Below are 25922 nucleotides of genomic sequence, written 5' to 3'. Positions count from 1 at the left end.
CGGCGCGGGGCCGGACGGCCGCTCAGCCACGGCGCCGGCCCAGCACGGCCAGGGAGCGGCGGACCACACCGGTGCGGGTGGCCAGCGCCTGCGCGGCGCCGGGCTCGGCGCGGGCGAAGGCGAGCAGCACCCCGATGGCCACCAGGGTGGAGATCATCGCCGACCCGCCGGCCGAGACCAGCGGCAGGGGCACGCCGATGACCGGCAGCACCCCGATCACGACGCCGATGTTCACCAGCGCCTGGGCGAGGATCCAGGTGGCGATCGCGGCGGTGGTGATCTGGACGAACGGGTCCCGGTGGCGCCGGACGATGCGGAACATGCCGACGGCGAGCACGGCGAACAGGGCGAGCACCACCAGGGTGCCGACCAGGCCGAGCTCCTCGCCGATGATCGCGAAGATGAAGTCGTTCTGGGCCTCGGGCAGGTAGGACCACTTCTCCCGGGAGGCGCCCAGGCCCACCCCGGAGACGCCGCCCGTGCCCAGGCCCCACAGGCCGTGCCGGGTCTGGAAGCCGACCCCGGTGGGGTCGTCCTCGGCGGCGCCGAGGAAGGACAGCACCCGGGCGCTGCGGCTCTGCGAGCCGATCACCAGGAAGGCCGCGGCCGCGACGCCCAGCACCCCACCGGCGGCGAACCAGCGCAGCGGCAGGCCGGCGACGAAGAAGGCCCCGACCGACAGGGCCAGGATGATGAGCACGGTGCCCATGTCGTGCCCGGCGAGGACGAGCAGCACGGCCAGGCCGGCGCCGCCGACCGGGACGAGGGCGTGGCGCCAGTCGCCGAGCAGCGGGCCCTTGCGCGCCAGGACGAGCCCGAGCCACAACGCCAGGCCCAGCTTGAGGAACTCCGAGGGCTGGACGGACTGGCCCAGCCCGGGCAGGTAGATCCAGTTGACGTTGCCGTTCTTGCCCAGCGCGAGGGGGGAGAAGATGAGCAGCTGCAGGGCCAGCCCGGCGCCGAACGCCGGCCAGGCCAGCCGTTTGTACCAGGCCACCGGCACCCGGGAGGCGACCACCGCGAGCGGCAGCCCGAGCAGGACGAACTTCGCCTGGCCGAGGAACTCGGCGTAGGGGTTGCCGTCGTTGGCGCGGATGGAGTCGATGGTGGAGGCCGAGAGCACCATGACGACGCCGATGGTGAGCAGCAGCAGCGCGGCGCCGGCCACCAGGTAGTAGCTGAGCGCCGCGATCTCTGGTGCGCCGCCGTCGCCCGGACGACGGCGGCCGGTGCGGCGCGGCGCGCGGGTGGCCGTGCCGCCGCGGCCAAGCCGGCCGGCGGTGGTCCGGGTGCGTGCGGCACGGGCCGGGGCGGCGGCCCCGTCCGGGGCGGCGGCCGTGCGCCGGCCGGCGGGCGCGGACGTGGCCCGGGCGGTGGCCGGGGCAGCCGTGGCCCGCCCGGTCCGGGCAGCCGTGGCCCGCCCGGCGCCGCGGGCGGTCGTGGCCCGCCCGGCGCCGCGGGCGGTCGTGGCCGGGCCGGCGGCCGGGGCGGCCGGCCGCGCGCCTGCCGCCGGCCGCGCGCCTGCCCCCGGGCGGGAGCCGGCCGCCGGGCCCGGTCGGCGCGGCGGGCGCCGTCGGTCATCGTCACTGCCCGCTCCTCCCCGCCAGCGCGCGGACCGCGCGCGCGAACTCCGCCCCCCGCTCGGCGTAGCTGGTGAACTGGTCCATCGACGCGCAGGCCGGCGCCAGCAGCACGGTGTCGCCCGCCCGGGCGAGCCGGGCGGCCTCGGCGACGGCACGGGGCATCACGTCCCCATCCTCGCCGGGGACGACCTCGATCACGGGCACCTGCGGGGCGTGTCGCGCCAGCGCCCCCCGGAGCGGCTCCCGGTCGGTGCCGATGAGCACCACCGCGCGGAGCCGGTCCGCGCGGGCGATGACGAGGTCGTCGAAGGTCGCCCCCTTGGCCAGCCCGCCGGCGACCCAGACCACCGAGCCGGGCCGCTGCCCGGCCAGGGCGGCGGCGGCGGCGTGGGCGTTGGTGGCCTTGGAGTCGTCCACGTAGGCCACCTGGTCCACCACGGCCACCCGCTCGATCCGGTGGTGCCCCCCGCGGTAGGCCCGCAGCCCGTCCCGCACGGCCGCCGGGGGCACCCCGTGCGCCCGGGCCAGCGCGGCCGCGGCGAGCGCGTCGGCCACCACGTGGCCGGGTACCTGCCCGCCGGCGGGGGCGAGGTGGGCGAGGTCGGCCAGCGTGCCGAGCTCGGCGGCGTGGGTGTACCTGTCCGGGGTGAAGGCGCGGTCGACGAGGTAGTCCTCCACCACCCCGACCTCCCCGACGGCCGGCACGCCCAGGGTGAACCCGACCGCCCGGGCGCCCGGGCGGACCTCGGCCTCCTCGACCATGGTCCGGGTGAGGGGGTCGGCGGCGTTGTACACGCAGGCCACCGCGGCGCGCTCGTAGACCTTGGCCTTGGCCCGCCAGTACGCCTCGTAGGAGCCGTGCCAGTCCAGGTGGTCGGGGGCGACGTTCAGGCACGCCGCCGCCTGCGGGCTGACGGTCTCGGTGGCGTGCAGCTGGAAGCTGGACAGCTCCACCGCCAGCACGTCCGGGGCGTCGGGGCCGCGGCGGGTGGCGACGGTGACGATCGGGGTGCCGACGTTGCCGACCGCCTCGGCCCGCTCCCCCGCCGCGGTGAGGATGGCGGCGAGCATGCCGACCGTCGTCGTCTTGCCGTTGGTGCCGGTGAGGGTGAGCCAGGGGGCCCGGCCGCCGCCCGGCCGGGGGGCCTGCAGCCGCCAGGCGAGCTCGACCTCGCTCCACACCGGCAGCCCGGCGGCGGCGGCGCGGCGGTGCAGCGGGCCGACGGCGGGCAGCCCCGGGGAGACGACGAGCACGTCGGGCCGGTCGGCCAGCACCTGCTCGGCCAGCGCGGCGGGGTCGGCCACGGCGCGCAGCGCGGCCCCGGCCGGCACCTCGGCGCTGTCCCGGGCGGCGTCGACGGCGTCCGCGGCGGCGTCGTAGCCGTGCAGGCGGGCGCCGGTGGGGGCCAGGCGGCCAGCGCGGCCCGGCCGGAGGCGCCCAGGCCGACGACGGCGACCCGGGCGCCGGCCAGGTCGGTGGGCGGGGCGCCGTCGGCGGGGTCGGCAGGCCGGGCGCCGTCGGCAGGCCGGGCGCCGTCGGCGGGCCGGGCGCCGTCGGCGGGGCCGGCCGGACCGGTGGGCGGCGTGCCGGCGGGGTCGGCGGTCACTGGCTGGCCACCCACTCGGCGTAGAACAGGCCCAGCCCGGCGGCTGCGAACAGCGCGCCGATGATCCAGAACCGCACGACGATGGTCACCTCGCCCCAGCCCTTGAGCTCGAAGTGGTGGTGCAGCGGGGCCATCCGGAAGACCCGGCGGCCGGTGGCCTTGAAGAACCCGATCTGGATGACGTCGGAGAGCACGATGATGACGAACAGCCCGCCGAGGACCGCGGCGAGGACCTCGGTGCGGGTGAGGATCGACAGCCCGGCCAGCGCCCCGCCGAGGGCGAGGGAGCCGGTGTCCCCCATGAAGATCTGGGCCGGGGAGGTGTTCCACCACAGGAACCCCAGGCAGGCGCCGACGATGGCGGCGCTGATGATGGCCAGGTCGCGGGGGTCGCGGACCTCGTAGCAGCCCGGGCCCGGGGCTGAGAGGAACTGGCAGGACTGGTTCAGCTGCCAGCTGGTGATGGTGGCGTAGGCCCCGAAGACGAAGATCGAGGCGCCGCTGGCCAGCCCGTCCAGCCCGTCGGTGAGGTTGACGGCGTTGGACCAGGCGGTGATGAGGAAGTTCGCCCAGACCACGAACAGCACCAGGCCCACCCCGGCGCCTAGCCAGGCCAGGTCCAGCGGGGTATCCCGGATGACCGAGACCTGGGTGGAGGCCGGGGTGCGGAAGTTCTCGTTGGGGAACTGCAGGGCCAGCACCGCGAAGGTGATCCCGACCGCCGCCTGCCCGACGATCTTGCCCTTGGGGTCCAGGCCGAGGGAGCGCTGGCGGGAGATCTTGATGTAGTCGTCGAGGAAGCCGATCACGCCGAGCCCGACCATGAGGAAGAGCAGCAGCAGGCCGGAGGCCTTCGGCAGCCGGCCGGTGGCCAGGTTCGCGACGGCGTAGCCGGCCACCGTGGCGGCGATGATGATGACCCCGCCCATGGTGGGCGTGCCGCGCTTGGTGTAGTGCGCGGTCGGGCCGTCCTGGCGGATGAACTGGCCGTAGTTCTTGGCGACGAGGACCTTGATGAGCAGCGGGGTGCCGGCCATCGCCAGCACCAGGGCCACCGCGGCGGAGATGAGGACGGCGATCACCGGGGCACCGCCGGCCGGGGGGCGGTGAGCCGGTCGGCGAGCCGCCACAGGCCGGTGCCGTTGGAGCCCTTGACCAGGACGACGTCCCCGGCCCGCAGGAGCCCGGCCAGCTGGTCGGCGGCGTCGTCGACGTCGCCGGCCTCGCGCACCTCGGTGCCGTGCGCGGCGGCCGCGCGGGCGCCGGCGGCCAGCGGGGCGGCGGCGACGGCGAGGACGACGTCGGCGGCCCGGGCCGCCGCGGCACCGGCGGCCCGGTGCTCGGCGTCCGCGGCGTCGCCGAGCTCGAGCATCTCGCCGAGCACGGCGACCCGCCGCCGCCCGGCGCCGAGGGTGGTCAGCGCGGCCAGCGCGGCGCGCACGGAGTCGGGGTTGGCGTTGTAGGCGTCGTCCACCACCCGCACGCCGTCGTCCCGGTCGGTCACCGCCATCCGGTGCGGGCTGGCCGGGCCGGCGCCGGCGAGGGCGGCGGCCACCGCGGGCAGCCGGACGCCGAGGTCGAGCGCCGCCGCGGCGGCGGCCAGGGCGTTGGTGACGTGGTGCTCCCCGACCAGGGCGAGGGTGACCTCGGCGCTGCCGGCCGGGGCGGTCAGGGTGAAGGTGGGGTGCCCGGCGTCGTCCAGCCGGACCCCGGTGGCGCGCACGTCGGCCGGGCGCTCGCCGCGGCCGAAGGTGACCACCCGGGCGGGGGCGAGCGCTCCCATCACGGCCACCCGCGGGTCGTCGGCGTTGAGCACGGCGGTCCCGCCGGGCAGCAGCCCGCTCACCAGCTCGCCCTTGGCCCGGGCGACGTTCTCGATGCCGCCGAACTCCCCCAGGTGCGCCCGCCCGACGACCAGGACGACGGCGACGTCGGGCGGGGCGACCGAGGTCAGGTAGGCCAGGTTGCCGACGTGGTCGGCGCCCATCTCCAGCACCAGGGTGGTGGTGGCATGGTCGGCCCGGAGCACGGTGAGCGGCAGCCCGATCTCGTTGTTGAAGGACCCGGGCGGGGCGATCAGCGGGCCGAGCGGGGCGAGCAGGCGGGCGAGCAGGTCCTTGGTGGTGGTCTTGCCGACCGAGCCGGTCACCGCGACCACCCGCGGCGGGTCGGTGGGCCGGGCGGCGCGCAGCGCGGCCAGGACGTGCCGGGCCAGGGCGCCGAGGGCGGCGGCGACGTCCGGGACGACGACGAGCCGGCCCGGCTCGGCGCCGGCGGCCAGGACCGCCCCCGGTGCGCTGACCAGGGCGCCGGCGGCCCCGGCGGCCAGCGCGGCGGGGACGTGGTCGTGCCCGTCGGCGCGGGCGCCGGCGAAGGCGGCGAACAGGCTGCCCGGCCCGGCGGCCCGGGAGTCGGCGACGACGTCGCCGTCGACGACGGCGCCCGCGTCGGGGCCGGCCAGGTGCCCGCCGGTGACGGCGGCGACCTCGGCCAGGGGCATGGTGATCATCGGTGTCCTCCGGTGCGCTCCGCCAGGGCGGCGCGCACCTCCTCCCGGTCGTCCAGGTGGTGCGCGACGCCGCCGACCTCCTGGACGGTCTCGTGCCCGCGGCCGGCCACCAGCACGGTGTCGGTGGCGGCGGCGCCGCGGACAACGGTACGGATGGCCTGGGCCCGGTCGGCAACCTCGACGACGGTGGCGCCGCTCACCGTCTCGGCGCCGGCGCGGACCTCGGCGCGGATCTGGGCGGCGGGCTCGTCGTGCGGGTCGTCGTCGGTGATCACCACGGTGTCGGCGAGCTCGGCGGCGAGCCGGCCCATCGCCGGGCGCTTGCCGCGGTCCCGCTCCCCGGCGGCGCCGACGAGGACGTGCAGCCGGCCGGCGGTGGTCGGGCGCAGCGCGGTCAGGGCCTTGGCCAGGGCGTCCGGGTTGTGCGCGAAGTCCACCACCACCCGGGGCCGGTCGGCGAGCAGCTCCATCCGGCCGGGCACCCGGGGGCTGAGCCCGCCGGCGCCGTCCAGGGCGGCGGTGAGGTCGGCCGCCGGCACGCCGGCGGTGAGCAGCATCACGGCGGCCAGCGCGGCGTTGGCGACGTTGAACTCCCCGGGCAGCGCGGTGCTGGTGCGCAGGGCGGTGCCGCCGGGGCCGCGGAGGGTGAAGGCGGTCCCGGGGCCGGCCGCGGCGCGGTCGGTGACCTGCCAGGGGGCCGGGGCGCCGGTGAGCGAGACGCCGGTGGCGCCGCGCGCGGCCAGCCGCGCGCCCCAGGCGTCGTCGACGAGGGTGACCCCGGCGCGGGACCGGGCGGGGGTGAACAGGCTCGCCTTGGCGGCGAAGTAGTCCTCCAGGTCGGCGTGGAAGTCGAGGTGGTCCTGGGTCAGGTTGGTGAACCCGGCGACGTCGGCGACCAGGGGCTCGACCCGGCCCAGGGCGAGGGCGTGGGAGGAGACCTCCAGGACGACGTCCTGCACGCCGGCCTCCACCATGGCCGCGAGCATTGCCTGCAGGTCGGCGGGCTGGGGGGTGGTGAGGGTGGCCGGCGCGACCTGCGCGCCCACCCGCAGCTCGACGGTGCCGACCAGGCCGGTGCGCCGGCCCAGCGCCCGCAGGGCGTGGTCGAGCATGTAGGTGGTGGTGGTCTTGCCGTTGGTGCCGGTGACGGCGAAGGTCCGCAGCGCGGTGCCGGGGTGGCCGTAGAGCTCGGCCGCCAGGGCGCCGAGGATCGCCGGGACGTCCGGGGCGAGCAGCACCGGCACGCCGAGGGGCTCCCCGGCCAGCCGGTCGGCGCCGGCGGGGTCGGTGAGCACGGCGGCCGCGCCGCGGGCCACCGCCTCCGCGGCGAAGGCGGCGCCGTGGACGTGCCCGCCGGCGTGCCCGGCGAACAGGGCCCCGGGCGCCACGGTGCGGTGGTCGGCGGCGACGCCGGCGACGGTCACGGCGCGCCACGGGCCGGGGGTGGTGGCGGTCAGGGCGAAGGCGTCGGCGAGGTCGCCCAGGCGCCGCCGGGGGGGCGTGGCCGGGCGGAGCCGGGGTGCGGTCACCCGGTCATTGTCCCCCGGGGCGAGGGTCCTCATCCCTCCCCCGGCGCCAGCGGCAGGTGCGGGGCCGGCTCGGAGCTGGGCGGCACGCCGAGGTCGCGCAGCGCCGCGCCCATCACCTCGCTGAAGGTGGGGGCGGCGACGGTGCCGCCGTAGGAGGTGCCGGCGCCGCGGTAGACCACCACCCCGACGGCGACCCGGGGGTCCTCGGCCGGGGCGACGCCGACGTAGGACCCGAGCCGGTTGCTCAGCCCGCCGGCGGCGTCGGGGATCTCGGCGGTGCCGGTCTTGGCGGCCACCCGGTAGCCGGGCACGGCGCCGCGGGTGCCGGTGCCGCCGTCGGCCACGACGGACTCCATCATGGCCAGCATGGTGCCGGCGGTCTCCGGGCTGAGCACCTGCTCCCCGGGGGTGGTCTCGGTCTCGGTGAAGGTGCCCGTGCCGTCGGTGGTGCCCTCGACGATGCGCGGGTCCACCCGGACCCCGCCGTTGCCCAGGGTGGCGACCATGGAGGTGTTCTGCAGCAGGGTGACCGACATGCCCTGGCCGAACATGGTGGTGTACCGGGTGCGCGGGTCCCACCCGTCCGGCTCGCGCAGCACCCCGGTGCTCTCCCCGGGCAGCTCGATGCCGGTGCGCTGCCCGAACCCGAAGCGGCGCATGAGGTCGTAGCGGGTGCGGTCGGAGACGGTGTCCCCGATCTGGACGGTGGCGGTGTTGGAGGACATCTGCAGCGCGCCGGTGGTGGTCAGGACGTGGGTGGCGTGCGGGCTGTTGTCGTGGAAGGTCTGCCCGTTGGGCATGGTCAGGGTGTCCGGGACGGTGAAGACCGTGCCGGGGTCGGCGGTCCCCTCCTCCAGGGCGGCGGCGAAGGTCGGCAGCTTGCCGGTGGAGCCGGGCTCGTAGGGGGTGGAGACGGCGCGCGAGCCGCGGTCCTCGGGGTCGGCCTCCTGGTACTTGCCGGGGTCGACGGTGGCGGAGTCGGCCAGGGCCAGGATCCGGCCGGTGCCGATCTCCTCGACGACGACGGCGCCCCACTCGGCCCCGTGGTCGGCCACGGCCTGGTCGATGCTGCGCTGGGCGACGTGCTGCAGGTCCCGGTCCAGGGTGGTGTGCACGGTCTGCCCGGCCTCGGCGGGCACCTCCTCGTGCCGGCCGGTGGGGATGACCTGGCCGGTGGCGCCGATCTCCACGGTCAGGCTGCCGTCGGTGCCGGTGAGCTGGTCCTGGTAGCTCAGCTCCAGGCCGGCCAGGCCCTCGCCGTCGCGGCCGACGAAGCCGATGACGTTCCCGGCGGTGGTGCCGTTGGGGTAGACCCGGGCGGTGGTCTCCTCCGGCTCGATGCCGGGGATGCCCAGGGCGTCGACCTTGCGCCACTGCTCGGGGGTCAGGCCCTTGGCGAGGTAGACGAAGGTGGAGTCCCCGACCATCGCGGCGCCGAGCTCGGCCTTGTCCTTGCCGAGCACCGGGGCGAGGGCCTCGGCGGCCGCGGCGGGGCCGGTGCCGGTGACCTCGCCGTCGTCGTCCTTGGCCTCGTACTGGCGCACCAGGCGCTGGTTCACCCCGACGTTGAACCGCTCCACCGAGGTGGCGAGGATCTCCCCGTCGGCGTCGACGATGTCCCCCCGGGGGGCGCGGATGGTGCTGGTCCGGGTGCGGTCCTCGCGGGCGGCCGCGGCGAGGTCGGCGCCCTGGACCGCCTGGACGTAGACCAGCCGGCCGCCGAAGACGAGCAGGACGGTCAGGACCAGGACGAGCGGGACCCGGTGGCGCAGCCGCGCGGCGCGGGGGCTCACTCGGCCTCACCGCCGAGGATGGTGCCGTCGGCGAGGCGGAGATGGCGGACCGTCTCGGCGGGGACCATGCCGAGCTCCTCGGCGCGCCGCTCCAGGGCGGCGGGCGAGCCGGCCTCCTCCACCTGGGCCACCAGCGAGGCCTCGGCCTCCTCCAGCCGGTTCAGCGCGACCTGCTGGTCGTGGATCTCGTAGGCGGTGGCGGCCATCTGGGTGTTGAGCAGCAGCGCCCCGAGCAGCGCGGCGGCCAGGACCGCCGCGCACAGCAGCAGGTAGGGCACGACGCCGCGGGACGGGGCCGGGTTGGGCACCACGGCCAGCCGGGGGCGCCACCCGCCGCCGGGGCGGGCGCCGGGGGCCGGGCGGGCCCCCGCCGCCGTCGTGGGCTGGTGGGTGGTTGGGCGTGGGGCGCGGGCCGGGGCGGCGGCGGCACTCATGCGTTCCTCCTCGGGCGGGCGGGGGCCAGGTGGGCGGGGGTCGGGCGGAGCCGCTCGGCGGCCCGCAGGCGCACCGACGCGGCGCGGGGGTTGCGGGCGAGCTCGGCCTCGTCGGCCTCCTCCGCCCCGCGGGTGAGCAGCCGGAGGTAGGGCCGGTGGGTCTCCGGCTCGACCGGCAGGTCCGGCGGCGCGGAGGACGTCGCGCCGCGGGCGAGGGCGGCCTTGACCGCCCGGTCCTCCAGGGAGTGGTAGGACTCCACGACGATCCGGCCGCCGACGGCGAGCGCCTCCACCGCGCGCGGCAGGGCCCGGTCGAGGACCTCCAGCTCGCCGTTGACCGCGATGCGCAGGGCCTGGAAGGTCCGCTTCGCCGGGTGGCCGCCGGTGCGCCGGGCCGCGGCGGGGATGGCGCCGCGGATCAGGTCGACCAGCTCGGTGGTGCGGGTGAGCGGGGCCCGCTCGCGGCGGCGGACGACGGCGGCGGCGATGCGGCCGGCGAAGCGCTCCTCGCCGTAGAGGTGCAGGATGCGGCGCAGCTCGGCCTCGGGCGCCTCGGCGAGGAGCTGGGCGGCGGAGCGCCCGGTGGTGGGGTCCATCCGCATGTCCAGCGGCGCGTCCTGCGCGTAGGCGAACCCGCGCCCGGCGTCGTCCAGCTGGAGCGAGGAGACGCCCAGGTCCATCAGGACGCCCTGGACCTGACCGTCCGTGCCGTGCTCGGCGGCGACGTCGTCGACGTGGTCGTAGGTGGTGCGCACGGCGGTGAACCGCTCGCCGAACGGCGCGAGCCGGTCGGTGGCCAGGGCGACGGCGTGGGGGTCGCGGTCGATCCCGACCACGCGCAGCCCGGGGAAGCGCCGCAGCGCGCCCTCGGTGTGGCCGCCGAGGCCGAGGGTGGCGTCCACCAGGACGGCGCCGGGCCGGTCCACGGCGGGGGCGAGCAGGTCCAGGCACCGCTCCACGAGCACCGGCAGGTGCAGCGCGGCCGGGTCCTGGCTCATGCGGGTCCTCCTGGCGCCCTGGCGGCGGTGTCTGGCAGCGGGTGCGTGCGGGGTAGCTGGTCGGGGGCCCTCCACCGCCCGACCAGGACTCCCTCCGCCTGCTCTGGCGCCGGGGAAGTGCGTCAGAGTCGCGGTGAGAGACCTCGTCGTGCGGGGGTCGTGGCTGCTGGTGCTGTGGTGCTTGGTGGTGCGGGGGCTGGCGGTGCGGGTGCTGGTGGTCCGGGTCGTGCTGGTCACGGTGGTCGTGGTGGTCGTGGTGGCCGGGGGCCGGGCGGGCGTCGGACCGGTGCCGGTCAGAACAGTCCGGGGATCACCTCCTCGGCGGTCTCGGCGAAGGCCTCCTCCTGCGCGGTCAGGTACCGGTCCCAGGCCCCGGCGTCCCAGATCTCGATCCGGGTGCCGGCGCCGATGACCGCGAGGTCGCGGTCCAGACCGGCGTACTGGCGCAGCGGGCCAGGGATGGTGATCCGCCCCTGCTTGTCCGGGACCTCGTCGGCGGCGCCGGAGAGGAACACGCGCAGGTAGTCCCGGGCCTGCTTGCTGGTGACCGGGGCCTGACGGAGCCGGGTGTGCATCTCCTCGAACTCCCGCATCGGGAAGGCGTAGAGGCAGCGCTCCTGGCCCCGGGTGAGCACGACACCGCCGGCCAGCTCCTCGCGGAACTTGGCCGGCAGGATCAGGCGGCCCTTGTCGTCGAGCCGGGGGGCGTGCGTGCCGAGGAACACCTGGGACGCACCCCCTTCCGCCTCGGCTCCACCAGCACACCCCACATTACTCCACTTCCCTCCCCGGTCAACGCTCATGAGCCGGCGTGGTGACCGCCAGGCCGGCGTCGGCGCAGGTCAGGGGCCGGGAGAGGAGTGGAGGAAGATTGAGCGGCCGCGGCGCGTCGGCGGGCGTGTCTGGGGCCAGGTGGACGGGAAACCGGAGCGGCGCCGGCGTCGCGCCGCAAGTTTCGGCGCCGCGTGGGCGACGACCGGCGGGGGCCACCGGCGGGCCGGGAGCACCGGTGGAGGGAAGTGGGGGCGGGTAGGCGACGCTGGCGGCGACTCCCGGTGCGGCGGATATCGGCGACTGGTGCGTCGCACCGGGCGGCGGGGCGACCGGTGCGGCAGCCCGACGATGGGTGCGGCGGCGAGCGTCCGCCGGCAGCGGTGCCCCGAGGCGAGGCCAGCGCCCGCAGCCGTGCCACCGAGGCGAGGGGTCGCCGTCGGCAGCGGTGCCACGAAGGGCCGCCGTCGAGCCGCGCTGCCGAGGTGAGCGTCGCCGTCGGTCACGGCGCCGCGGGGCGAGGGCCACTCATCCGACGTGACCACCCGGGGCGGCCGCCGTCGGCCGCCTGACGCAGAGGAACTACCGGACCGCCGCAAGAGCCCGCGGCACCGGCCGCGGGCTCACGTGCTCGGGGCGCCGCCCGCTCGGCGGCGTCCCGGCGACCGGGCTACCGGCCGCGGTCCTCGTTACGCCGGTCCCACCGGTCTTCCTGGCGCTGCATGAAGCTGCCCCTGGAGGTCGTGCCCGGGCCGCCGGGGCGCCGGACGCCGCCGGCCCGGCGGCTGGAGCCGCGGGGGCCGGAGATGGCGAGCAGCACGCCGCCGAGCATCACGACGAACCCGAGCACACCGAGCCAGACCCACCCGGTGGCCACCCCGCCGACGAGCCCGGCGAGCCCGAGCAGGAAGAGCAGCGCGCCGAGACTGAGGCGGCGGACGTCGGTGCGGGGGCGCTCGGCCAGGGTGTCGGCGAGCTTCGGGTCGTCGGACCGGAGCTGCTGCTCCATCTGCTGGAGCATGCGCTGCTCGTACTCGGAGAGAGGCATGGCGTCCTCCAGTCGTCCCGTCCCGTCGTCCCCGTCATCCGGCGCCGACGGCGTGGGGTCAGTCGTCCCGTCGTCGGGCGTCGACGGATACCCCTCAGGATAGGTCGGGAGAGGCGGGTTCGGAAGCCGGGGCGGGCCACTGTGCAGGGCCCGGCCGGCGGCCGCCGACGGGGTCGGTCCGGCCGGCACCCAGGAGCGAGGCCGGGCGCAGCAGCTGGGGCCCGAACCGGGCCCGGACCCCGTCCATCGCCCGCTCCGCGCGGGCGCGGTGCGGGTCCTCGTCGAGGGTGGCTTGGACGCCGTCGTCGGCGCCGACGAGCCGCTCGGCCCGCAGCCCGAGGAGCCGGACGCCGGCGGCCGGGATCTCCACCGCCGCGAGCAGCGCCCGGGCCGCGACGTGCAGGTCGTGGGCGAGGTCGGTGGGGGCGGGCAGGGCCCGGGACCGGGTGAGGGTGGTGAAGTCGGGCCGGCGGACCTTGATCGCCACCCCGCCGGCGCGCAGCCCGCCCTGGCGGAGCCGGGCGGCGCACTGGTGGGCCTGGTCCAGCAGGACCGTCTCCAGGGCGGCGCGGTCGATGACGTCGACGGCGAAGGTGGTCTCCGTGCCGACCGACTTCTCCGCCCGGCCGGGCCGGACCGGGCGGGGGTCGATGCCCCAGGCGAGCTCGTGCAGCCGCTGGCCGGCGGCGACCCCGACGGCCCGGTGCAGGACCGGCAGCGGGGTGGCGGCGATGTCCGCCACCGTGTCCCAACCGCGGCGCTCGAGCACCTCGCGGGTCTTCTCCCCCACCCCCCACAGCGCCCCTACCGGCAGGGAGTGCAGGAACGGCACGGTCTGCGCGGCGGGGACGAGCAGCAGCCCGTCGGGCTTGGCGTGGGTGGAGGCCAGCTTGGCCACGTGCTTGGTGGTGGCCACCCCGACCGACGCCGGCACGCCGGTGCGCTCGCGCACCTGGGCGCGGATCCACCGCGCGATCGTCACCGGCGGCCCCATCCGGCGGACCGCGCCGGCGACGTCGAGGAAGGCCTCGTCCACGCTGACCTGCTCCAGCACCGGCGTCACCTCGGCCAGGACAGCCATCACCTGCCGGGAGACCTCGGCGTACCGGTGGTGCCGGCCGGGCAGCACGACCGCCTGCGGGCACAGCGCCCGGGCCCGGGCGGTGGGCATGGCGGAGTGCACCCCGAAGGCGCGGGCCTCGTAGCTGGCCGCGGCGACGACGCCGCGGTGCTCCCCGCCGACGATGAGCGGGCGGCCGCGCAGCTCGGGGTGGTCGAGGAGCTCGACGGAGGCGAAGAAGGCGTCCATGTCCACGTGCAGCACGGTGCAGCCGGTGTCGTCCTCGCCCCAGGACCGGCGGGCGGTCGCGCTGCGCGGGCCGCGGCTCATCGGCGCCACCTCCTCCCGGCAAGGCTAACGTGGCGGGGTGCCCGATCGTCCGCGCCACCGACCCGCCCGCCCCGCCGCCGCCGCCGGCACCGCCGCCGCGCTGCCCCGGTCCCCGGTGCCGACGTCGCTCGGGGTGGCCCGCCTGCGCCGGGAGCCCGGGGAGCCGCACCGGGTGACCCTGTTCCTGGACGGCATGGAGAGCTCGCACCTGGACCTGGCCGACCCGGCGCACCTGGAGTTCGAGTACATGCAGCAGATGAGCGTGGTCCTGGACGCGGCCCGGCCGGCCGGCCCGGTCCGCGCGGTGCACCTGGGGGCGGCCGGCTGCGCGCTGGCGCGGGCCTGGGCGGCCCGGCGGCCCGGGTCCACCCAGCTCGCCGTCGAGCTGGACGAGCGGCTGGCCGCCCTGGTGCGGGAGTGGTTCGACCTGCCCCGCGCGCCCCGGCTGCGGATCCGGGTCGGGGACGCCCGCGCGGTGGTCGCCACGCTGGCCGAGGGGGCGTGGGACGTGGTGGTGCGGGACGTCTTCGACCACGCCGAGGTCCCCCCGCACGTGCGGACCCTGGCCGCGGCGGAGCAGGTGCGCCGGGTGCTCGCCCCGGACGGGCTGTACCTGGTCAACCTCACCGACGAGCCGCCGCTGCGCCAGGCGCGGGCGGAGGCGGCCACGCTGGCGGCGGTCTTCGCCGACGTCGCGGTCATCGCCGAGCCGGCGGTGCTGCGCGGGCGCCGGTTCGGCAACGTGGTGCTGGCGGCGTCGTCGGCCCCGTTGCCGATGGGCCGGGTCGAGCGGGACCTGCGCGCGCTGCCGCTGCCGGCGCGGGCGCTGCACGGGGAGGCGCTGGCGGCCTTCTGCGGCACGACGCCGGTGCTGCTGGACCCGGCCGACGACGCCGCCCCGGCCTGAGCGCCGCCGTCGCCGCGCGCCGCGCCCCGCCGGCGCCGGCCGGGCAGCACGAAGGGCCCGCACCGAACCGGTGCGGGCCCCTGGCGTGACTGGGGTTGCTCAGCTCAGAGCGGGTGGACGTTCTCCGCCTGCGGGCCTTTGGGGCCCTGGGTGATCTCGAACTCCACGCGCTGGGCGTCCTCCAGGCTCCGGTAGCCCTGGGTAGCGATCGCCGAGTAGTGCACGAACACGTCGGGGGCGTTGCCACCGTCCTGCTCGATGAAGCCGTAGCCCTTCTCGGCGTTGAACCACTTCACGGTTCCCTGTGCCATCTTGCTGTGTCCTTCCGGGACGTCGGTGGGCCGGACTGGTGCCGACCCGGGTCGTGCCGCACTTCCTTCGTCCCACTTCCTTGCCCAGGCACCGGGGGGCACCGGTGGAGCCGGTCGAGCCGGTCCCGCACGTCAGGGAAACGCAGATGCAACGGCCCCAGCATGACAGATCCGGGGCGTGCCGGCTAGCACTCTCCCGACGGCGGCCGGGCCGTGCCCGCCCGGCCTCGCCCCCGCAGCTTCTCGCCGACGGTCGGCGCGCCGGCCGCGCGTCGCCGGCCCGGGCGGCCGACGCTCGCCACCGCCCCCCGCTCACCCGGCCCGGCGTCAGCCGCGGCCCTCGGCCCGCCGGCGGGCCAGGACGTCCCGCAGCGCCGGGACGACGACGCCGCGGCGGGCCAGCTGCCGGCGGGCGGCCCGCCGCGAGAGCAGCACGCCGAGCAGGCCCACCGCCCACAGCAGGGCCTGGGTGGCCAGGGCGGCGCGGAAGTCGTCGAGGGTGTACCCGGCGCCCCCGGCGCGCAGGTCGAGCACGAGCCCGACCAGGTAGATGGCCAGCAGGGAGGCCGCGAACCCGCCCACGTTGACGAAGCCGGTGGCGGTGCCGAGCCGGGCGGGCGGGACGGAGGTGCGGGCGAAGTCGAAGCCGACGTTGGACGCCGTCGAGGACAGGGTCAGGGCCAGGACGAGGCCGACGAGCTGCCAGGTCGGGCGCGGGGTGGCGGGGAGGAGCACGAGGGCCCACATCAGGATGACGACGGCGACCGAGCCGATGACCAGCCAGGACCGGCGCAGCGGGTGGCGGGCGGCGAGCTCGCCGAAGAGCGGGCCGGTGACGATGCCGGCGACGGCGGCGGTGGAGAGCAGGCCGCTGGCCGTGGCCGGGCTGACGCCCTGCCCGGCGGTGAGGAACGGCACGCCCCACAGCAGCATGAACGTGTTCGTCGGGAACAGGCAGACGAAGTGCGTGCAGAAGCCGAGCCAGGCGCCGGGCTCGGCCAGCACGGCGCGCAGCCCGGCCCGGACGCCCTCGGGGGTGGGCACCGGCGCGGCGACCGGCTCCCCGCCGGACGGGACCGGCTGGACCCTGTCCCGCGGCGCCGGCTTGGCCAGCGGGGTGGGCCGGTCGCGGACGACGATGACCACGAGCAGGCCGACAAGGACCCCGACCGCGGCGAGGGAGAGGAAGGCCGGCGTCCAGCCGGCGCCGAGGAGGAGGGCGAGGAAGGGCACGGCGGAGACGATCTGCCCGGTCTGCCCGATGATGCCGGTGAGCTGGGTCAGCAGCGGCACCCGTCGGGCGGGGAACCAGGCCGGGACGAGCCGGAGCACCGAGACGAACGCGGTGGCGTCCCCGGTGCCGACGAGCACCCGGGCGACCAGGGCGAGGGGCAGGGTGTCGGCGAGGGCCAGGATGAGCTGGCCGGCGGCGAGGACCGCGGCGCCGACGGCGAGCAGCCGCCGGCTGCCGAAGCGGTCCAGGAGGATGCCCACCGGCAGCTGCGCGGCGGCGTAGACGGCGAGCTGGACGACGACGAAGAGGGCGAGGCTGGAGGCGCCGACCTGGAACCGGTCCGCGGCCTGCAGCCCGGCCACGCCGAAGGAGGTGCGGCCGGTGACGGCGACGACGTAGGCCGCCAGCGCCGCACCCCACACCGCCGCCGCCCGGCCCCGCGGTGCGGGGGCGAGGAGGGGCGACACGCCGGCCATTGTGCCCCGGGCGGGCCGGCCGCCGTCGGGCGTCTCGGCGCTCTGGGTGCTGCTCGGACCGAGGCGAGCGTGCCGCCCGCGGGGGGCGGTGCACAGGCGAGAGCGCGCCGCCCGCGGGGGGCGGTGCACAGGCGAGAGCGCGCCGCCCGCAGGGGCGGCGCGCTCGCGGCGGTCAGGCGGTTTCGGTCGGGTCAGCGCCCGCCGTCGCCGTCGGCCTGGTCCGTGCCGGGCTGGTCCGCCCCGGCCTGGTCCGTGCCGGGCTGGTCCGCCCCGGCCTGGTCCGTGCGGTGCTGGTCCGGCCCGGGCTGGCCGGGACGGGGCTCGTCCCCGCCGGCCTGCTCGGCGAGGAACGCCTCGAGCTCGGCGCCGATCTGGTCCCCGGTCGGCAGGGAGCCGGGGTCGGCCAGCAGGGTGGTCTGCCCGGGCTGGGCGGCGGAGGCGACGTAGGCGTCGTACTGCCGCTCGAGGGCGCTGACGACGGCGCCCACCTCGGCCGAGGCGGCGACCTGCGTCGCGATCTGCTGGGCGACGTCGGCCGCGGCGGCCTCGAGCTCCCCGACCGGCAGGGCCAGGTCGGCGTTGCGGGCGACCTGGCGGACGAGCTCGGCGGCGGCCTGCGGGTACTCGGACTGGGCCAGGTAGTGCGGGACGTTGGCGGAGAAGCCGACGGCGTCGTGCCCGGCCCGGCCCAGCCGCAGCTCCAGCAGGCCGGCGACGGACCCGGGGACCTGGATGGTGCCGAGCATCTGCGCGGCGTTGCGCACCAGCCCGGCGCGGGTGGCGTGGGCGGTGACGGTGGTGGGCCGGGTGTGCGGGACGGCCATCGGGATCCCGTGCACGCCGATGGTGCGCTGCACGCCCAGGGTCTCCACGAGGGTGGTGACGGCGTCGACGAAGCCGTCCCAGCGCAGGTCCGGCTCGGGCCCGTGCAGCAGCAGCAGGGGGTTGCCCTCGTCGTCACGGAGCAGGTCCAGGGCGATGACCGGGTCCTCGTAGTCGCTGAACTGCCCGTCCGCGAAGGTCAGCGGCGGGCGCCGGGAGCGGTAGTCCACCAGCGCGTCGCTGTCGAAGGTCGCCACCCGCTCGGCGGGCAGGGACTCCAGCAGGTGCTGGGCCGCCAGCGCGCCGGCGTTGCCGGCGTCCAGCCCGCCGCGCAGCGCGTGGACGAGCACGGGGACCGGCGCGGCGTCCTGCGCGCCGGGGCTCAGGGTGAACAGAGGGTCGCGCATGGGCACGCTCCTTCCTTCTCAGGTCTCTGCCGGGGACAACGTCCCTGCCGGGCCCAGCATTCCGCGGCCGGCGCCTTGGCGCGCGGGCGACGCGCCGGCCTCGCGTGCCCCCGCCGCCCCCCGGCACGCGCGCCGCCCGCGCCGTCCGCGCCGCCTGCACGCGCCGCCGTCGTGGCAGATAATGGTAGGCCGTGCCGCTCGGCACCCCGTCTCACCCCCAGGAGCACGCGTTGCAGCAGACGCAGGCCGACCAGTCCGGCACGCCGGCGGCCCGCCAGGCGGCCGCCGAGGAGCAGGGCTACGTCGACGTCGTCTACGCCCGCCTCGACGAGCTGCGCGAGGCCTACCGCGCCCGGCTGGCCGAGGTGCGCCGCACCGGCCCGTCCGGCTCCCCGCAGAACCGCTCGGAGCGGGACGCCTTCGCCGCCCACTACGCCGACGCCGTCGCCCGGCTGGACCACGTGGAGAACCGGCTGGTCTTCGGCCGGCTGGACCTGCGCGGGGCGAGCGAGCCGCGGTACGTGGGCCGGATCGGGCTGTCCGACGCCGCCCGGGACCAGCTGCTGGTGGACTGGCGGGCGCCGTCGGCCCGGCCGTTCTACCAGGCCACCGCCGCCCACCCGGGCGACGTGGTGCGCCGGCGCCACCTGCTGACCCGGGCCCGCACGGTCCTCGGCGTGGAGGACGAGCTGCTCGACGCCGACCACCTCGACGAGGCCACCGCCTCCGGGCTGACCGGGGAGGGCGCGCTCTTCGCCGCCATGTCCGCCGCCCGGGAGGGCCGGATGAGCGACATCGTCGCCACCATCCAGGGCGAGCAGGACGCCGTGATCCGGTCCGACCTCGCCGGCATCCTGGTGGTCCAGGGCGGGCCGGGGACGGGCAAGACCGCCGTCGCGCTGCACCGGGCCGCCTACCTCCTCTACGCCCACCGGGAGCGGCTGGAGCGCTCGGGGGTGCTGCTCGTCGGCCCCTCCCGGGTGTTCCTGTCCTACATCGAGCAGGTCCTGCCCTCGCTCGGCGAGACCGACGTCGTCGCCACCACCATGGCGGACCTGCTGCCCGGGACGACGGCGACCGGCACGGAGGCCCCGGAGGTCGCCGCGGTCAAGGGCCGGGTCGAGCTCGCCGACGTCCTCGCCCGGGCGGTGCGCGGCCTGCAGCGGGTGCCGGCCGAGGCCCGCGAGCTCGACGTCGAGGGCACCACGATCCACCTGCGCCCGGAGGACGTGCGGGCGGCGATGACCCGGGCCCGGCGCACCGGCCAGCCGCACAACCAGGCCCGGGAGACGTTCGCCCGGGCGGTGCTGGACGTCCTGGTCCGGGAGTACGCCGCCGCGCGGGGCGTGGACGACCCGGAGGAGCGGCCCTACCTCTACGAGGACGTGCGCAGCGCCCGGGACGTGCGGGTGGCGGTGAACCTGTGCTGGATGCCGACCACCGCGCACGGCCTGCTCGAGCGGCTCTACGCCCGGCCGGACCTGCTGGCCCGGTACGCCCCGCGGCTGCCCGCCGCGGACCGGGCGCTGCTGCACCGGGAGCCAGGCGCGCCGTGGACGGTGGCCGACGTGCCGCTGCTGGACGAGCTGGCCGAGCTGCTCGGCCCGCACGAGCAGGCCGAGAGCGCCCGGGCCCGGGCCGCGCAGCGCCAGCAGGCCGCCGAGGAGGTGCGCTACGCCCAGGAGGCGATCGCCGCCCAGGGCCTGGGCGGGGGCCTGGTGGACGCGCAGATGCTCGCCGAGCGGTTCGCCGCGACCGGGCCGGTGCTGAGCACCGCCGAGCGGGCGGCCGCGGACCGCACCTGGACCTACGGGCACGTCGTCGTCGACGAGGCGCAGGAGCTCTCGCCGATGGCGTGGCGGGCCCTGCTGCGCCGGTGCCCGTCCCGGTCGATGACGGTGGTGGGCGACCTGGCCCAGCGCAGCGGGCGGGTGCCGGCCCGGTCCTGGGCGGGCGTGCTCGGGGACGCCGGGCGCGAGCACGTCCGCGAGGCCGTGCTGACCATCAGCTACCGCACCCCGGCCACGGTCATGGCCGCCGCGACGGCGGTGCTCGCCGCCGCCGGGTCCCCGCCCGCCTACCCCGTCCGGTCCGCCCGGGACCTGCCGGATGCGCTGGCGACCACCCGGGCGACCCCGGCGACCCTGCCGGCCGTCACCGCCGCCGTGGTGGCCGACGAGCTCGCCCGGCTGGACCAGACCGACGGCGCCGGGCTGGGCCGGGCGGCGGTCGTCGTGCCGGCCGGGGCTGCCGCGGGGGTGGCCGCGGACCTGGCCGCGGACCCGGCGCTGCGCGCGGCCCTCGCCGGCGCCGACGACGACCCGCTGGGCGCGCGCCTGGTGGTGCTCGACGCGGTGGGCGTCAAGGGCCTGGAGTTCGACACGGTGGTCCTGCTGGAGCCGGCCGAGATCCTCTCGGGCGGCCCGGGCGACCTGTACGTCGCGATGACCCGGCCCACCCGGCGGCTGCACGTCGTGCACGCCGCGCCGCTGCCGGCCGGGATGCCCGAGGTGCCGGCGGGGGCGTAGCCGCGGAGCGCCGGAGGTGCCAGGGTGGCCTCGCCGGCCCGCTGACGGCGGAGTCCGAAGCACCGAGCGCTGATCCGCACGCCGGTCCGCCTCGGGACCAGCGAGTGCTAGCGTCGCTAGCAGGAGGGAGGTGGGGCATGGCGGCCATCAGCGTCCGTGACCTGGATGACGACGTGCGTGAGCGGCTGCGCGTGCGCGCGGCCCGCAACGGCCGGTCGATGGAGGCCGAGATCCGCCACATCCTGACTGCCGCGGTGCGCGAGCCGGAGCCCGACGCCGATCTCTTCACCACCCTGCTCGACCGCTTCAGTGACCTCGGCGGCGTTGACCTCGCCATCCCTGCACGATCGACTCCGGCCCGGGCCGCCGGCTTCGCCGAATGATCATCGTCGACACGAACGTCGTGTCGGAACTGATGCGGCCGTCGCCGTCTCCGGCGGTCACCTCCTGGCTCCGGCAGCAGCGGCGCGACGTCGTGGCGACGACGGCGATCACCGTCGCCGAGATCCGGTATGGCCTCGCGCGCCTGCCGGCGGGTCGGCGCACCAGTCGGCTGCAAGAGACCGCCGAGGAGATCTTGGACGCCTTTCCGCGTCAGGTGCTGCCGTTCGACAATGCGGCTGCACGGCTCTACGGCGTGATCGCCGCAGCACGGGAGCGCGTCGGTCGCCCCATCGACGCACTCGACGCGCAGATCGCAGCGATCACGCGGTCCCACCGGGCCCGCTTGGCCACCCGAAACACGAAGGACTTCGAGGGCACCGGCGTCGAGCTCCTCGACCCGTGGCTGACCTGACTGGCGCCGCCGCGGAACGCTCGTCCGGAACGCGGACGGGTTTGCTCCCGCATCGCGAGACGGCGGACCATGAGGGCGTGGCAACGGCACTGCTCCTGGAGAACCCCCACCCCGACGCCGACCCGATCCTCGCCGCCGCCGGCTACGAGGTGGTCCGCCACCCCGCCGCCCTGGCGGAGGAGGACCTGATCGACGCCCTCGACGGGGTGGACCTGCTCGGGATCAGGTCCGGCACCCAGGTAACCGAGCAGGTCCTCGCCGCCCGGCCCGACCTGCTCGCCGTCGGGGCGTTCTGCATCGGCACCAACCAGATCGACCTGCGCGCCGCCGCCCGGCGCGGGATCGCCGTCTTCAACGCCCCGTTCTCCAACACCCGCTCCGTGGTCGAGCTCGCGGTCGCGGAGATCATCGCGCTCACCCGCCGGCTCACGGTCCGGGACAAGGCCCTGCACGCCGGCGTGTGGGACAAGTCGGCCGCCGGCTCGCACGAGGTGCGGGGCCGCACGCTGGGCATCGTCGGGTACGGCAACATCGGCACCCAGCTCTCCGTCGTCGCCGAGGCGCTGGGCATGCGGGTGGTGTTCTACGACACTGCGGAGAAGCTGGCCCTGGGCAACGCCCAGCGGATGGGCTCGCTCAGTGAGGTGCTCGCCGTCGCCGACGTCGTCACCCTGCACGTGGACGGCCGGCCGGGCAACGCCGGGATGTTCGGCGCCGAGCAGTTCGACCAGATGAAGCACGGGGCGAGCTTCCTGAACCTCTCCCGCGGCTTCCTGGTGGACTACGACGCGCTGCGCGCGCACGTCCTGGACGGGTCCATCTCCGGCGCCGCCGTCGACGTCTTCCCCGAGGAGCCCCGCAAGAACGGCGACGCGTTCGAGTCCGTCCTGCGCGGCCTGCCCAACGTCATCCTCACCCCGCACGTGGGCGGCTCGACGCAGGAGGCGCAGGAGAACATCGGCCACTTCGTCGCCGGCAAGCTCGCCCGGTACGCCCGGACCGGCGTCACCGACCTCTCCGTCAACCTCCCCCGCCTCAGCCTGGAGCCCTCCCCGGCGGCGCGCTACCGGGTCACCCTGGTGCACCGCAACACCCCCGGCGTGCTGGCCCTGGTCAACCAGACCTTCGCCGAGCACGGCGCCAACATCGACGGCCAGATCCTGGGCACCGTCGGGGAGATCGGCTACGCCGTCACCGACATCGGCTCCGAGCTGCCGCGCGAGGCCGTGGCGGCCGTGGCCGGGCTGGAGGACACGATCCGGCTGCGGGTGATGCAGCGGCCCGACGACGGGCAGTGACCGGGCCCTGGGCCAGACGGCCGGAGTGACCCGGGCCCGGCGGGCGCTACGGTCAGGGCATGCACCTTCCCGCACCTGATCGCTACGACTCCATGACCTACCGCCGCTGCGGGCGCAGCGGCCTGGACCTGCCGGCCGTCGCCCTGGGCCTGTGGCAGAACTTCGGCGACGACGTCCCGCTGGCCCGCCAGCGCGACATCGTCCTGCGGGCGGTCGACCTGGGCATCACCCACATCGACCTGGCCAACAACTACGGCCCGCCGCCGGGCTCGGCCGAGCGCAACTTCGGCCAGCTGCTCGCCACCGACCTCGCCGGCCTGCGCGACGAGCTCGTCATCTCCACCAAGGCCGGGTACGACATGTGGCCCGGCCCGTACGGCGAAGGCGGCTCGCGCAAGTACCTGCTCGCCTCCCTGGACCAGTCCCTCGCCCGGCTCGGGGTCGACTACGTCGACATCTTCTACTCCCACCGCTACGACGCGACGACGCCGCTGCGCGAGACCCTCGGGGCGCTGAAGTCAGCGGTGGACTCCGGGCGGGCGCTGTACGCCGGCATCTCCTCCTACTCGGCCGAGCGGACCCGGGAGGCGCTGGACATCGCCGCCGAGATCGGCCTGGACATCCTCGTCCACCAGCCGTCCTACTCGATGGTGAACCGCTGGATCGAGGAGGGCTCCCCCAGCGTCCTGGACGTCCTGGGCGAGTCCGGCACGGGCACGGTCGTCTTCTCCCCCCTCGCCCAGGGCCTGCTGACGAACAAGTACCTCCGCGGCGTGCCGGAGGGCTCCCGGGCCGCGCGCGGGGGCTCCTTCCGGCAGGAGTTCCTCGCCCCGGAGGTCCTGGAGCGGGTGCGCGCCCTGGACGAGATCGCCCAGCGGCGGGGCCAGACGCTGGCGCAGATGGCGATCGCCTGGGTGCTGCGCGACCCGCGTGTGACCACCGCCCTCGTGGGCGCTTCAAGCGTGGCCCAGCTCGAGGACTCGGTCGCGGCGCTGGACAACCTGGACTTCAGCCCCGAGGAGCTCGCCGCGATCGACGAGCACGCGATCGAGGCCGGGGTCAACATCTGGGGGCCGCGCTCCTCCGACCTCTGAGCCGCGGGTCTTGCGGCCGGCCGCGGGGGCCCGGCCGCCCGCGGGGGCTCGCCGGTCGGAAGGCTGACCGGCCGCAGGGCTCACCGGTCCCGGGGAGCCGGCCCCCACGGACGTGGAAGCCGTCGGCGGTGGCGGCTTCCCCTCCGCCACCGCCGACGGCGGTCAGTGGGCCGGGGCCTCCTCGGGCGCCGCGGCTGGGGCCAGGGTAGCGGACGTGGCCGGTCCGGCGCCCGCGCCGGGCTGCGGGGCGCCGGCGCCCGTCGGCGTGGCATCCCGGTCTGCGTCCGGCTGCGCCGCATCCGCGTCCGGCTGCACCGCGTCCGCGCCCGGCTGCAGAGCGTCCGCGGCGCCGTCCGGCCGGGCCGGCCCCGCGCCGTCGACCGACTGCTGCCCCTCGCCGTCACGCACCTCCCCGGCCGCGGCGCGCTCGGCGTGCTCGGCCCGCAGCGTGCGGATCGCCGCCTCGAAGTCGTCCAGGGAGCTGAACGCGGAGTAGACGCTGGCGAAGCGGAGGTAGGCCACCTCGTCCAGGCGCCGCAGCGGGCCGATGATGGCCAGCCCGATCTCGTGGGCCTCGATCTGGGCGGCGCCGCTGGCCCGCACCGTCTCCTCCACCTGCTGGGCGAGGAGGGCGAGGTCGTCGTCGGAGACGGGCCGGCCCTGGCAGGCCTTGCGGACCCCGGCGATCACCTTGTCCCGGCTGAACGGCTCGGTGGCCCCGGACCGCTTCACCACGGTGAGGCTGGAGGTCTCCAGGGTGGTGAACCGGCGCCCGCAGTTCGGGCACTGCCGGCGCCGACGGATCGACGTGCCGTCCTCGGCCGTGCGCGAGTCGATGACCCGGGAGTCGGCGTGCCGGCAGAACGGGCAGTGCACCTCGTCAACCCTCCCTGGGCCCCGGCGGTCCGGCGGCGGCGCGCCGGGCCGCGCCGCGGCGGCGCCCGTCCAGGCCGGTGCGGACGCCGCAGGAACCGTAGGTCGCGGGCCGATCGCGGCGCAACTGGCGGTGGCGGCGGCCATGGCTCAGCCCGCCGGGACGAGCAGGACCTGGCCGGCGCGGAGGACGTCGGAGTCCAGCTGGTTCAGGTCGGTGATGCCGGCGAGGACGTCGCGCACGTCCTCCCCGGGGTCGGCGGTGGCGGCGGCGAGCGCCCAGAGCGTCTGGCCCGGCTCGACGGTGACGCTGCTCACCGGTCCGGCGGGAGCCTCCCGGACCGCGAGGCCCGCCCAGGTGCCCAGGGCCGCGGCGGCGGCCGCGGCGAGGAGCAGGACCAGGGTGGCGGCCACCCGCCGGCCCCGGCGGGTGAGGGTGAGCGGGGCCGGGCGGGCCGGGGCCGGGGCGACGGCGGGTAGCGCGGGCTGCGGCACGAAGCCCGGGCCGACGAGCTGCAGCCGCGGCCGCCCGGTGGGCGCCGCCCGGCCGCTGCCCCGGCGACGGGACGGCACGGTGGTGCGGGCGGTGGCCGGCGGCGGGGCGAGCAGGGCACTCATGGTTGCCTCCTGAAGCTCGGTAGAACTGGTGTATGTCGAACTGCTGTTCGCAACAGTAGCGGCACCGTGCGCGGCTGTCGACACGCCGTCGAACAGATGTTTCCCATCTGGCCCGGTCCCTTCTACGCTGGTGGTGTCAGCCCATCACCGACCACTGACATCGGCGCCGGCCGGCGGCGCCGCCAGGACCAGGAAGGACCGCCGCTGTGACCACCAACGAGGGCACCACCCCCCGCCTGCCGTCCCTCACGGACCGGCAGCGGCTGATCCTGGACGTCATCCGGGCGGGGGTGCGCGAGCGCGGCTACCCGCCCACCATGCGTGAGATCGGCGCCGCGGTCGGGCTGACCAGCCCGTCCTCGGTCAAGCACCAGCTCGGGGCGCTCGAGCGCAAGGGGTACGTGCGGCGCGACCCGCACCGGCCCCGGGCGATGGAGGTGGTCGAGGACCGCGCCTCCCTCGCCGAGGTGGTGCCGCTGGACGGGGAGGGGCTCCGCGCGCCGGCGCCGACCCTGGTGCCCGTCGTCGGCCGCATCGCGGCGGGCGGCCCGATCCTGGCCGAGCAGGCGGTCGAGGACGTCTTCCCGCTGCCGCGCCAGCTGGTCGGCGACGGCGAGCTGTTCCTCCTGCGCGTGGTCGGGGAGTCGATGATCGACGCCGCGATCTGCGACGGCGACTGGGTGGTGGTCCGCCGTCAGCCGGTGGCGGAGAACGGTGAGGTGGTCGCCGCGATGATCGACGGCGAGGCCACGGTCAAGACCTTCCAGCGCCGGGACGGCCACGTCTGGCTGCTCCCGCAGAACCCGTCCTTCGAGCCGATCCCGGGGGACGAGGCGCAGATCCTCGGCCGGGTCGTGACGGTGCTGCGCAGCCTCTGACGGCGGTCAGCCGGTGCG

22 protein-coding genes and 1 pseudogene are annotated in these 25922 nt (G+C 76.9%); 7 read left to right on the top strand and 16 right to left on the bottom strand.

What is annotated here, in order from left to right; genetic code table 11:
- Positions 1 to 22: 22 nt before the first annotated feature.
- From MF406_RS07080 to dinB, 11 genes are all read right to left on the bottom strand, one after another.
- On the bottom strand, positions 23 to 1168 hold the full coding sequence (locus MF406_RS07080) for an FtsW/RodA/SpoVE family cell cycle protein (RefSeq protein ID WP_242897243.1): 1146 nt from the start codon (positions 1166 to 1168) through the stop codon (positions 23 to 25).
- Positions 1169 to 1583: 415 nt separating this feature from the next.
- On the bottom strand, positions 1584 to 2915 hold the full coding sequence (gene murD / locus MF406_RS07075; protein ID WP_371744624.1) for a UDP-N-acetylmuramoyl-L-alanine--D-glutamate ligase: 1332 nt from the start codon (positions 2913 to 2915) through the stop codon (positions 1584 to 1586).
- 271 nt (positions 2916 to 3186) lie between these two features.
- A complete protein-coding gene (gene mraY, locus MF406_RS07070) occupies positions 3187 to 4272 on the bottom strand; it encodes a phospho-N-acetylmuramoyl-pentapeptide-transferase (RefSeq protein ID WP_242897242.1) in 1086 nt (361 codons plus the stop codon).
- The gene (murF, locus tag MF406_RS07065) at positions 4269 to 5699 is read right to left on the bottom strand and encodes a UDP-N-acetylmuramoyl-tripeptide--D-alanyl-D-alanine ligase (RefSeq protein ID WP_242897241.1); all 1431 of its coding nucleotides are present in this window, start codon (positions 5697 to 5699) and stop codon (positions 4269 to 4271) included. The genes mraY and murF overlap by 4 nt, the downstream gene beginning before the upstream one ends.
- Positions 5696 to 7228: a UDP-N-acetylmuramoyl-L-alanyl-D-glutamate--2,6-diaminopimelate ligase gene (locus MF406_RS07060; protein ID WP_242897240.1), complete on the bottom strand. Its 1533-nt coding sequence runs from the start codon at positions 7226 to 7228 to the stop codon at positions 5696 to 5698. Before MF406_RS07060 ends, murF begins: the two co-directional genes overlap by 4 nt.
- A 29-nt stretch (positions 7229 to 7257) precedes the next feature.
- Entirely contained in the window at positions 7258 to 9021 is a 1764-nt protein-coding gene (locus MF406_RS07055; protein ID WP_242897239.1) for a penicillin-binding protein 2, read from the bottom strand.
- Entirely contained in the window at positions 9018 to 9455 is a 438-nt protein-coding gene (locus tag MF406_RS07050; protein WP_242897238.1) for a hypothetical protein, read from the bottom strand. Before MF406_RS07050 ends, MF406_RS07055 begins: the two co-directional genes overlap by 4 nt.
- Complete coding sequence (rsmH, locus tag MF406_RS07045) at positions 9452 to 10453, bottom strand: 16S rRNA (cytosine(1402)-N(4))-methyltransferase RsmH (protein WP_242897237.1); 1002 nt, start codon at positions 10451 to 10453, stop codon at positions 9452 to 9454. Before rsmH ends, MF406_RS07050 begins: the two co-directional genes overlap by 4 nt.
- 293 nt (positions 10454 to 10746) lie before the next feature.
- Positions 10747 to 11178, bottom strand: a complete 432-nt coding sequence (gene mraZ / locus MF406_RS07040) for a division/cell wall cluster transcriptional repressor MraZ (protein WP_242897236.1) — start codon at positions 11176 to 11178, stop codon at positions 10747 to 10749.
- Between the two features lie 716 nt (positions 11179 to 11894).
- Positions 11895 to 12272 carry a DUF3040 domain-containing protein gene (locus MF406_RS07035; protein ID WP_242897235.1) on the bottom strand — a complete coding sequence of 126 codons (378 nt, stop codon included), beginning with the start codon at positions 12270 to 12272 and terminating at the stop codon, positions 11895 to 11897.
- A gap of 94 nt (positions 12273 to 12366) precedes the next feature.
- On the bottom strand, positions 12367 to 13662 hold the full coding sequence (gene dinB / locus MF406_RS07030; RefSeq protein ID WP_242897234.1) for a DNA polymerase IV: 1296 nt from the start codon (positions 13660 to 13662) through the stop codon (positions 12367 to 12369).
- A 37-nt stretch (positions 13663 to 13699) separates the two neighbouring features.
- Here dinB and MF406_RS07025 point away from each other — a divergent pair, with 37 nt between their 5' ends.
- Positions 13700 to 14569: a spermidine synthase gene (locus MF406_RS07025; RefSeq protein WP_242897233.1), complete on the top strand. Its 870-nt coding sequence runs from the start codon at positions 13700 to 13702 to the stop codon at positions 14567 to 14569.
- Positions 14570 to 14673: 104 nt separating this feature from the next.
- Here the strand turns inward: MF406_RS07025 and MF406_RS07020 are convergent, their stop codons facing one another.
- From MF406_RS07020 to MF406_RS07010, 3 genes are all read right to left on the bottom strand, one after another.
- Positions 14674 to 14880: a cold-shock protein gene (locus tag MF406_RS07020; protein ID WP_242897232.1), complete on the bottom strand. Its 207-nt coding sequence runs from the start codon at positions 14878 to 14880 to the stop codon at positions 14674 to 14676.
- Positions 14881 to 15207: 327 nt separating this feature from the next.
- Positions 15208 to 16581, bottom strand: coding sequence for a nitrate/nitrite transporter (locus MF406_RS07015; protein ID WP_242897231.1), 1374 nt, complete (start codon positions 16579 to 16581; stop codon positions 15208 to 15210).
- Between the two features lie 200 nt (positions 16582 to 16781).
- Complete coding sequence (locus MF406_RS07010) at positions 16782 to 17819, bottom strand: proteasome assembly chaperone family protein (protein ID WP_242897230.1); 1038 nt, start codon at positions 17817 to 17819, stop codon at positions 16782 to 16784.
- A gap of 230 nt (positions 17820 to 18049) precedes the next feature.
- On the opposite strand from MF406_RS07010, the gene MF406_RS07005 reads away from it, so the two are divergent.
- The 5 genes from MF406_RS07005 (at position 18050) to mgrA (ending at position 23535) form a co-directional block, all read left to right on the top strand.
- The gene (locus tag MF406_RS07005) at positions 18050 to 20347 is read left to right on the top strand and encodes an AAA family ATPase (RefSeq protein WP_242897229.1); all 2298 of its coding nucleotides are present in this window, start codon (positions 18050 to 18052) and stop codon (positions 20345 to 20347) included.
- 137 nt (positions 20348 to 20484) lie between these two features.
- Positions 20485 to 20730: an Arc family DNA-binding protein gene (locus MF406_RS07000; protein WP_242897228.1), complete on the top strand. Its 246-nt coding sequence runs from the start codon at positions 20485 to 20487 to the stop codon at positions 20728 to 20730.
- Positions 20727 to 21143, top strand: a complete 417-nt coding sequence (locus tag MF406_RS06995; RefSeq protein WP_242897227.1) for a type II toxin-antitoxin system VapC family toxin — start codon at positions 20727 to 20729, stop codon at positions 21141 to 21143. The genes MF406_RS07000 and MF406_RS06995 overlap by 4 nt, the downstream gene beginning before the upstream one ends.
- Positions 21144 to 21220: 77 nt before the next feature.
- Complete coding sequence (serA, locus tag MF406_RS06990; RefSeq protein ID WP_242897226.1) at positions 21221 to 22441, top strand: phosphoglycerate dehydrogenase; 1221 nt, start codon at positions 21221 to 21223, stop codon at positions 22439 to 22441.
- Positions 22442 to 22500: 59 nt separating this feature from the next.
- On the top strand, positions 22501 to 23535 hold the full coding sequence (mgrA, locus tag MF406_RS06985) for an L-glyceraldehyde 3-phosphate reductase (protein WP_242897225.1): 1035 nt from the start codon (positions 22501 to 22503) through the stop codon (positions 23533 to 23535).
- Between the two features lie 408 nt (positions 23536 to 23943).
- Here the strand turns inward: mgrA and nrdR are convergent.
- Together nrdR and MF406_RS06975 are read right to left on the bottom strand one after the other, a co-directional pair.
- Positions 23944 to 24411, bottom strand: a pseudogene (nrdR, locus tag MF406_RS06980) (transcriptional regulator NrdR); the annotation flags it as partial.
- 147 nt (positions 24412 to 24558) lie between these two features.
- Positions 24559 to 25026 (bottom strand): LysM peptidoglycan-binding domain-containing protein, encoded by a 468-nt coding sequence (locus tag MF406_RS06975; protein WP_242897224.1) that lies wholly within the window; start codon positions 25024 to 25026, stop codon positions 24559 to 24561.
- 206 nt (positions 25027 to 25232) lie between these two features.
- Here MF406_RS06975 and lexA point away from each other — a divergent pair, with 206 nt between their 5' ends.
- A complete protein-coding gene (gene lexA / locus MF406_RS06970) occupies positions 25233 to 25904 on the top strand; it encodes a transcriptional repressor LexA (protein WP_242897223.1) in 672 nt (223 codons plus the stop codon).
- Positions 25905 to 25922 lie beyond the last annotated feature (18 nt).

Source organism: Georgenia sp. TF02-10 (assembly GCF_022759505.1).
GTDB lineage: Bacteria > Actinomycetota > Actinomycetes > Actinomycetales > Actinomycetaceae > TF02-10.
This window is presented reverse-complemented; position numbering and strand designations above follow the sequence as displayed.

What these genes read in the sequence shown, in the direction of transcription:
- murF (WP_242897241.1), bottom strand. Translation starts at nt 5,699, where the DNA reads ATGATCACCATGCCCCTGGCCGAGGTCGCCGCCGTCACCGGCGGGCAC.
- MF406_RS07050 (WP_242897238.1), bottom strand. Translation starts at nt 9,455, where the DNA reads ATGAGTGCCGCCGCCGCCCCGGCCCGCGCCCCACGCCCAACCACCCAC.
- rsmH (WP_242897237.1), bottom strand. Translation starts at nt 10,453, where the DNA reads ATGAGCCAGGACCCGGCCGCGCTGCACCTGCCGGTGCTCGTGGAGCGG.
- MF406_RS07035 (WP_242897235.1), bottom strand. Translation starts at nt 12,272, where the DNA reads ATGCCTCTCTCCGAGTACGAGCAGCGCATGCTCCAGCAGATGGAGCAG.
- dinB (WP_242897234.1), bottom strand. Translation starts at nt 13,662, where the DNA reads ATGAGCCGCGGCCCGCGCAGCGCGACCGCCCGCCGGTCCTGGGGCGAG.
- MF406_RS07020 (WP_242897232.1), bottom strand. Translation starts at nt 14,880, where the DNA reads ATGGCACAGGGAACCGTGAAGTGGTTCAACGCCGAGAAGGGCTACGGC.
- MF406_RS07010 (WP_242897230.1), bottom strand. Translation starts at nt 17,819, where the DNA reads ATGCGCGACCCTCTGTTCACCCTGAGCCCCGGCGCGCAGGACGCCGCG.
- MF406_RS07000 (WP_242897228.1), top strand. Translation starts at nt 20,485, where the DNA reads ATGGCGGCCATCAGCGTCCGTGACCTGGATGACGACGTGCGTGAGCGG.
- MF406_RS06995 (WP_242897227.1), top strand. Translation starts at nt 20,727, where the DNA reads ATGATCATCGTCGACACGAACGTCGTGTCGGAACTGATGCGGCCGTCG.
- mgrA (WP_242897225.1), top strand. Translation starts at nt 22,501, where the DNA reads ATGCACCTTCCCGCACCTGATCGCTACGACTCCATGACCTACCGCCGC.
- MF406_RS06975 (WP_242897224.1), bottom strand. Translation starts at nt 25,026, where the DNA reads ATGAGTGCCCTGCTCGCCCCGCCGCCGGCCACCGCCCGCACCACCGTG.